This is a genomic window from Pseudooceanicola algae (genome assembly GCF_003590145.2).
Lineage (GTDB): Bacteria > Pseudomonadota > Alphaproteobacteria > Rhodobacterales > Rhodobacteraceae > Pseudooceanicola > Pseudooceanicola algae.
This window is the reverse complement of the sequence record NZ_CP060436.1, coordinates 3,289,960-3,297,500: the sequence shown is the minus strand read 5'-3', so window position 1 is coordinate 3,297,500 and position 7,541 is coordinate 3,289,960. Positions and strand designations below refer to the sequence as shown.

Below are 7,541 nucleotides of genomic sequence, written 5' to 3'. Positions count from 1 at the left end.
GGTTGATGCCGATATATCGGCGCAGGGGTGTCACGCAGAGCCCTGCAATCAGCAGCCAAAGCCCCCATTCCCCCATCTGGTGTTCCATCGCCTTGACCGGGTCAAAGCCGAGCCGGCCGGAGAACCCCGCCCAAAGCAACCAGGCTGGCGGCAGGACACCTATTACATAGAGAGGCCAGGCGGGGATGCGGCGCAGCCAGGTGTTGACCACCTGGGCCATGCGATCCCGGCCGCGGGACAGGGATGCAAGGGCGCGGTTTGCCTTGCTGTCGTCAGGACGGCCGGTAGAGGCGGCGGTGGTCTGTGGGGTCGGTGCGGATTTCATGCGGTCTCCTGCCGGGGAGATGCCCCGGTCTGGGTCTGTATTGGATAGAAGGATTTGTCCCTTTCCCGGCGCGGAACGCGTCCACCGCCGGGAAGGTGCCGGGGCTTCCGAAAGGCACGCCGCACCTGGCCTGCCGGAAGTCCCGGTGCGGGGTCAGAAGTTCGTGGTCAGATCGAGATCCGTATAGAGGCCCGCGACTTCTTCCTGATAGCCATTGAACATCTCTGTCTCGCGGCGGCTGGGAATGCGGCTGCCATCCAGCACGCGTTCGGTGCTTTGCGACCAGCGCGGATGCGAGACTTCGGGGTTCACGTTGGAATAGAAACCATAGGCCTGCGCCCAGGCGTTCTTCCACGAAGTGAAGGGCATCTCCTCCTGCACGGTGATGCGGACGATCGACTTGATGCTCTTGAAGCCATACTTCCACGGCACCACCAGGCGGATCGGGGCGCCGTTCTGATTGGGCAGGTCCTTGCCGTACATCCCTGTCGCCATGATCGTCAGCGGATGCATGGCCTCGTCCAGGCGCAGACCTTCGCGGTAGGGCCAGTCCAGGACCGAGTTGCGCAGCCCGCGCATTTCTTCGGGGCGCGCCAGAGTTTCAAAGGCTACAAAGCCCGCGCCCGACTGGACGCCGACCTGGTTCAGCAATTCGGACAATTGGAACCCGTCCCAGGGGATCACCATCGACCAGCCTTCCACGCAGCGCAGGCGGTAGATGCGCTCCTGGATCTCGCGGCCCTTCAGCACGTCCTCAAGGGCATAGGTGCCGGGGTTGTCGACCATGCCGTTGATCTCGATCGACCAGGGGTCGGTGGTCAGCGCATCGGCGTAGCGTGCCGGGTCTTCCTTGTCCGTGCCGAATTCGTAGTAATTGTTGTAGCTGCTCGCGGCCTCGTAGGGCACGGGCTCCAGCCCCGAGGGTGCGGCCAGCAGCGGCCCCCCGGCGATCGAGCCAATCCCGAGCCCGGCAGCCCCGGCCATGATCTGGCGCCGATTGAGATAGACCCCTTCGGGCGTGACGTCGTTCTCGGTCAATCTGCCCTTCCAGAAACGGGACATAGCGGGCCTCCTTTCGTACCAATGTTGAAGACACGTGTAACCCGACGGAATGGTTTCATCCAAATAAGGCTTGATAACGTCTGCGTGGTCTGGCCGAAACATTTCACCCGCAGAAGCTGTTTCCGGGGCGGATCAAGGCACCGTGCATTCGGAATGCCGGACACCGGATTTTCCAGCTACACCCCGTTTGCCCGGCGGGCCGGACTGTCCGGGGCATGGACCGGAGCCTTGTTGGGCATCTGTTCGGACGAAAGGTCATCGCTGTCGAAACTGGGGCGCAGCTTGCGCAGCACCACGGAATCGCCATTGGCCTGCACGATCCGCACATGGCGGCGGCGCATCAGGCGCGGTTCCGCAACACCGACGGAATGGGCAATCATCTCGACCTCCTTGACGACGGAGCGGGCGAAATTGGCGACCTTCATGTACTTCTCCTCGACCACGAGGCCGCGTTGCAGATGCGGGTCATGGGTGGTGATGCCGGTCGGGCAGGTGTTCTTGTTGCATTTCAGCGCCTGGATGCAGCCGAGAGAGAACATGAAGCCCCGCGCCGAGGTGACGAAATCCGCCCCCGAGCAGATCGCATAGGCCACGTCGCCGGGGTTCACCATCTTGCCCGAAGCGATGATGCGGATGCGGTCCTTCAGCCCGTGGCGGTCGCGCATGTCGACGATCCGCAGCAGGGCTTCGCGGATCGGCATGCCGACATTGTCCATCAGCGGCATGGGGGCCGCGCCGGTGCCGCCCTCTCCGCCGTCGATGGTGATGAAATCGGGCGCGCATTCCTCGCCGCGGGCGCGGATCATCTCGAACAGTTCCTCGTAGGCGTCCGAGGACCCGATCACCGTCTTGAAGCCGACCGGCTTGCCGGTGACTTCCCGGATATGGTGGATCATGTTCAACAGGTCGTTGAAATCGTCGATCTCGCGGTGACGGTTGGGGGACACGGCGGCCTTGCCCATCGGCACGCCCCGGATTTCCGAGACTTCCTCATCTACCTTGGCAGCCGGAAGGATGCCGCCCTTGCCGGGCTTGGCGCCCTGCGCCAGCTTCAGTTCGAACATGCGGACCTGCGGGCGGGCCGCGACGCTGCGCAGCTTGTCGTCGTTGAGGTTCCCGTCATGATCCCGCACGCCGAACTTGGCGGTGCCGATCTGGAAGACGATATCGCATTCCGCCACCAGGTGATGCGGCGACAGCCCGCCTTCGCCGGTATTCAGCCAGATCCCGGCCTCTTTCGCGCCATGGCTCAGGGCCTCGACCGCAGGTTGCGACAGGGCGCCAAAGGACATCCCCGAGATATTGAAGATCGAGGGCGCCATATAGGGATGGCGCGCATGGGGCCCGATCTGCATCGGCTTGGTCACGGCGAACTGGTCATCCAGCGGCGGGAAGACCGCGTTGACGAAGATCGGCGTGCCCGGAATGGACAGGTTGCGGGTGGACCCAAAGGCCATGGTGTTCCCCTCGCCCTTGGCCGCCGTGTAGACCCAGTCGCGCTGCGCCCGGTTGAACGGCATTTCCTCGCGATCCATGGCAAAGAAATACTGGCGAAAGAACTCGCCCAGCTTGGTGAAAAGGCCGCGGAACCGCCCGATCAGGGGATAATTCCGACGGATGGCATCTTCGCGCTGGCTGATGTCCAGCACCACCATGACCACCGCGGTCAGTATCCCCAGCCCGATGGCGAGAACGAAGATGAAAACCAGCCATTCGACCGCGGGAGAGATGAAATCCATGAATGCCCTTCCTGAGGCGGTGCCGACACAACAGCCGACAAGCTCAGAATGTAGGACCCCCCGGCAAGGAGCAACTGGGAAACGCGTAAATCGACGGCAAGTTTACCTTTACGGCAACGCCTCGGCATTGCCGTCTCTGCGCGCTCATGTGTAGAAATGCGCAATTGAGTTCAAGAGCCGTGGTGCCGCTGCCACTTAAGCCAACATGACCTTCCAAAGCAACTTCCACGCCGAACTTGCAGACAGCTTCTCCGCCTGTGTCACTGCGGACGATTCCTTTGCGATGATGAAGAAGCTGGCCGGGGAACATGGATATCTGTATTTCCACTATCGCCAGATCCATGTCGGGTTTGACGGCAGTGTCAGCGTCACGGCCTACCGGTCCGACATGGAGCGCGAATACCAGGAGACCCTGGACCGGCGCAGGCATCTGGTGGCTGATCCCCTGGTGCGGCATTGCCTGCTGAGCGACGAACCGAAGCTGTGGTCCGAACTGGAGGCCGATTACGACTCCGCCCGGCTGAACGACCGGCATCGCGCCAAGATCGACCTGTTCCGGGAATTCGGACTGACAGCGGGCATGACCCTGCGCCTGCAGAACATGCGCTCGGGCCGGGGCCGGTTCATGTCGGGCATGAGCATGGTCCAGGAATATCGCGCCGATCCGGTTGCCCATGACCGCGCCTTTGACGCCGATGCGGCCCGAATCCTGGCGATTGCCTCGCATTTCTCGGCCCATATCAACCCTTCGGACATTGCCCGCGACCATTTCCGGCTGAACGACCGTGAATACGACGTGCTGCAACTGCTTGCCGAAGGCTGCCAGGTGCAGCAGATCGCCGACCGGCTTGACCTGGCCGATCGCACGGCCGCGCATCACCTGTCGAACATGCGACGCAAGCTGCACGCCACCAGCAATGCCCATGCGGTCGCCATCGCGATGCGGATTCAGCTGATCTGATCGCGACCCCGCCGTCGTCGCGGCCCACCTGCCCACACCGCAAGAACGCAAAAAGTGACGGCCCGCACGAACCGTCACTTCTTGAAAATGTGTTTTTTCCGCAGCGACCCGAGGCCGTCGGCGTTTCAATGCCTCTGCTTTAAGACATGAAAAGCCGGCGGGCTATTGCAGGTTTCTGCAAGCGCGGTCGTAAAATCCGGGCATGGGATTTCCCAGGCCCGGACTGCTTGTCCAGCGGAGGATCCGATCAGTGGACCGTCGCATCCTGCGGCTTGTCGCGATGGCTGGCGCCGATGCGTTCGCCGATCAGCAGGCCGTCCGCTCCGACCGAAACCGGCACCGTATCGCCATCGCGCACCTCGCCGGACAACAGGGCCTCGGCCAGCGGATCCTGAAGCGCGCGCTGGATCACCCGTTTCAGGGGGCGGGCGCCGAACACCGGGTCATAGCCTTCGTCCGCCAGCCACTGGCGGGCGTCCTCGTCCAGTTCCAGCCGGATCTTGCGGCTGGCCAGACGTTTCAGCAGACGCGCCATCTGTATATCGACGATTCCGTCCATCTCATCCCGCGCGAGGCGGTCAAAGACGATGATCTCGTCCAGCCGGTTCAGGAACTCGGGCCGGAAATGCGCCCGGACCGCGTCCATGACGTCGCGCTTGGCCTCGCTGGCATCCGCGCCTTCGAGCATGGTGCTGAGGGCCTGCGCCCCAAGGTTGGATGTCAGGATGATCATCGTCTGCTTGAAATCCACGGTCCGGCCCTGGCCATCGGTCAGCACGCCGTCGTCCAGCACCTGCAACAGTACGTTGAACACATCCGGATGCGCCTTTTCGACCTCGTCGAACAGGATCACCTGATAGGGCCGACGCCGCACGGCTTCGGTCAGCACGCCGCCTTCGTCATAGCCGACATAACCCGGAGGCGCGCCGATCAGACGGGCCACGGAATGCTTCTCCATGTATTCCGACATGTCGATCCGCACCATGGCGTTGTCGTCGTCGAACAGGAACTCGGCCACGGCCTTGGTCAGCTCGGTCTTGCCGACGCCGGTCGGGCCAAGGAACAGGAAACTGCCCAGCGGGCGGTTTTCGTCATTCAGCCCGGCACGGGCGCGGCGCACCGCGTTGGAGACCGCGTGCACGGCGGCGTTCTGGCCGATGACACGCTTGTGCAGCCCGTCTTCCATGCGCAGCAGCTTGTCGCGTTCGCCTTCCAGCATCTTGGCCGTCGGGATCCCGGTCCAGCGTTCGACCACCTGGGCGATCTGTTCCGGGCGCACGGCCTCTTCGACCATCACGCTGCCATCGGCTTCGGCCGCCTCGGCTTCGCCAAGCTGCTTTTCAAGCCGCGGGATGATGCCATAGGACAGTTCACCCGCGCGGGCGAGGTCGCCGTTGCGCTTGGCGATTTCCAGATCGGCACGGGCGCGGTCCAGCTGTTCCTTCACCTCGCGGGTGCCGGCCAGCTTGTCGCGTTCCGCCTGCCAGCGGGCGGTCATGCTGTCGGAGCGTTCCATCAGGTCGGAAAGCTCCTTCTCCAGCCGCTCGAGGCGATCCTGCGAAGCAGCGTCGTCTTCCTTCTTCAGCGCCTCGGCCTCGATCTGCATCTGCAGGATCTGGCGATCCAGCTGATCGAGTTCCTCGGGCTTGGAATCGACCTCCATCCGCAGGCGGCTGGCGGCTTCGTCCACAAGGTCGATGGCCTTGTCGGGGAGGAAGCGGTCGGTGATGTAGCGATGCGACAGGGTCGCCGCCGAAACCAGCGCCGAGTCCGAGATCCGCACGCCATGGTGCAGCTCGTACTTCTCCTTGATGCCGCGCAGGATCGACACCGTGTCTTCCACAGTGGGTTCGCTGACCATGATCGGCTGGAAACGACGGGCAAGGGCCGCGTCCTTTTCCACATGCTTGCGGTATTCATCCAGCGTGGTGGCACCGATGCAGTGCAGCTCGCCCCGCGCCAGCGCCGGCTTGATCAGGTTGGCAGCATCCATCGCGCCGTCGCCCTTCCCGGCACCGACAAGGGTGTGCATCTCGTCGATGAACAGGATGATCTCGCCCGCGGCGGTCTCGATCTCCTTCAGGATGGATTTCAGCCGTTCCTCGAATTCACCGCGATACTTCGCACCCGCGATCAGGGCCCCCATGTCGAGCGCCAGCAGGCGCTTGTTGCGCAAGGATTCCGGTACGTCGCCATTGATGATGCGCAGGGCCAGACCTTCGGCGATGGCCGTCTTGCCGACGCCGGGTTCCCCGATCAGCACCGGGTTGTTCTTGGTCCGGCGCGACAGCACCTGCATGGCACGGCGGATCTCGTCATCGCGCCCGATGATCGGGTCGATGCGGCCCTCTTCTGCGCGCGCGGTCAGGTCCATGGCGTACTTTTCGAGCGCCTCGAAGGTGTCTTCGGCGCTGGCCGTGTCGGCGGTCCGTCCCTTGCGGATGTCGTTGATCGCCTGATTCAGGCTCTGGGCCGAAACGCTGCCCGCACCAAGCGCCTCTTTCGCGCCGCTTTTCACCAGCGCAAGCGCGGTCAGCAGGCGTTCGACGGGCACGAAGCTGTCCCGCGCCTGCTTGGCGACCTTTTCGGCCTCAGTGATGACCTTGACGGTCTGGTTGTCCATGTAGGTCTGGCTGCCGTCGCCGGAAATGACGGGCACTTTCGAAAGCGCGATCTGGTTGGCCTGCGTCACTGCGGCCGGGTCCCCCCCGGCCTTGCGAATCAGGTTGGCGGCAAGGCCTTCCTCGTCATCCATCAGGGCCTTGAGGATGTGATCGGGCAGCAGGCGCTGGTGCCCGTCCCGGATGGCGATCGTCTGGGCCGCCTGGATGAAGCCGCGCGACCGCTCCGTGAACTTGGTCAAGTCCATGGGTATTCTCCTTTGTACAAGCGTCCCCTGGCCAACACCCTATCTAGGCATGTCGGCGTGGAACCTTCCTTAGGAAAATGGGAGCCCACACCGGCGGGTTCAAGCCGACCCGGCGCGAAATCGGAACCATTCGCAGGCATTCCTCGTTGAGTGAGGGAAGCAGGCACCGCCTGCGCTCCGCAGCAACAGAGGTCCCGCCATGGTGATCACAACCCGCATTTCGGACATCAGGTACAATCCCGCCGACCGCGCCTTCGAGGCGATGGTCACCTTGGTCGACAAGGGGCAGGCCTATAGCTACCCCGTTTCCCTGCCCGGCGCCCTGGACCGGGATTGCGACGAGGTCTCGCGCACGCTGACCACCATCGCGAAGCGTCGCCACGACCGCAATGCGCCTGTGTTGCGCAGCATCCATCCGAACGACGAGGCCCTGCCGCACGAGACCATCCCCGCCATGGTCCAGCAGGCCACCCAGGCACTATGGGAGCGGATCATGGGACGCGCCGCCTGAAGGCTTTCCCTGCCCGTCTGCGCCGCCGACCACCCCCCAAGGGTTGACGGATCGCCCCCATCGACGCATAGCAT

At 63.6% G+C, this 7,541-nt stretch carries 6 protein-coding genes (1 of these 6 running past the window's edge); 2 read left to right on the top strand and 4 right to left on the bottom strand.

Annotated features, from left to right (window positions below; translation table 11 throughout):
• The 3 genes from msrQ to PSAL_RS15425 form a co-directional block, all read right to left on the bottom strand.
• Positions 1 to 220: the start of a protein-methionine-sulfoxide reductase heme-binding subunit MsrQ gene (msrQ, locus tag PSAL_RS15435; protein ID WP_119838555.1), read on the bottom strand. It extends 380 nt beyond the left edge of the window; 220 of the gene's 600 nt are visible here — the first part of the coding sequence; its start codon is at positions 218 to 220; its stop codon lies beyond the left edge, outside the window.
• Between the two features lie 258 nt (positions 221 to 478).
• A complete protein-coding gene (msrP, locus tag PSAL_RS15430) occupies positions 479 to 1,387 on the bottom strand; it encodes a protein-methionine-sulfoxide reductase catalytic subunit MsrP (RefSeq protein WP_119838538.1) in 909 nt (302 codons plus the stop codon).
• 176 nt (positions 1,388 to 1,563) lie between these two features.
• The gene (locus PSAL_RS15425) at positions 1,564 to 3,126 is read right to left on the bottom strand and encodes an FMN-binding glutamate synthase family protein (RefSeq protein WP_119838539.1); all 1,563 of its coding nucleotides are present in this window, start codon (positions 3,124 to 3,126) and stop codon (positions 1,564 to 1,566) included.
• Between the two features lie 205 nt (positions 3,127 to 3,331).
• On the opposite strand from PSAL_RS15425, the gene PSAL_RS15420 reads away from it, so the two are divergent.
• Positions 3,332 to 4,087 carry a helix-turn-helix transcriptional regulator gene (locus tag PSAL_RS15420; protein WP_119838540.1) on the top strand — a complete coding sequence of 252 codons (756 nt, stop codon included), beginning with the start codon at positions 3,332 to 3,334 and terminating at the stop codon, positions 4,085 to 4,087.
• Between the two features lie 247 nt (positions 4,088 to 4,334).
• On the opposite strand, the gene clpB is transcribed toward PSAL_RS15420, so the two are convergent.
• Entirely contained in the window at positions 4,335 to 6,956 is a 2,622-nt protein-coding gene (clpB, locus tag PSAL_RS15415; protein ID WP_119838541.1) for an ATP-dependent chaperone ClpB, read from the bottom strand.
• Between the two features lie 199 nt (positions 6,957 to 7,155).
• On the opposite strand from clpB, the gene PSAL_RS15410 reads away from it, so the two are divergent.
• Positions 7,156 to 7,467, top strand: a complete 312-nt coding sequence (locus tag PSAL_RS15410; protein WP_119838542.1) for a hypothetical protein — start codon at positions 7,156 to 7,158, stop codon at positions 7,465 to 7,467.
• Positions 7,468 to 7,541 lie beyond the last annotated feature (74 nt).

Excerpts from the sequence above, each read along its gene's own strand:
- PSAL_RS15410 (WP_119838542.1), top strand. The coding sequence starts at position 7,156 with ATGGTGATCACAACCCGCATTTCGGACATCAGGTACAATCCCGCCGAC.
- PSAL_RS15425 (WP_119838539.1), bottom strand. The coding sequence starts at position 3,126 with ATGGATTTCATCTCTCCCGCGGTCGAATGGCTGGTTTTCATCTTCGTT.
- PSAL_RS15420 (WP_119838540.1), top strand. The coding sequence starts at position 3,332 with ATGACCTTCCAAAGCAACTTCCACGCCGAACTTGCAGACAGCTTCTCC.
- msrP (WP_119838538.1), bottom strand. The coding sequence starts at position 1,387 with ATGTCCCGTTTCTGGAAGGGCAGATTGACCGAGAACGACGTCACGCCC.
- clpB (WP_119838541.1), bottom strand. The coding sequence starts at position 6,956 with ATGGACTTGACCAAGTTCACGGAGCGGTCGCGCGGCTTCATCCAGGCG.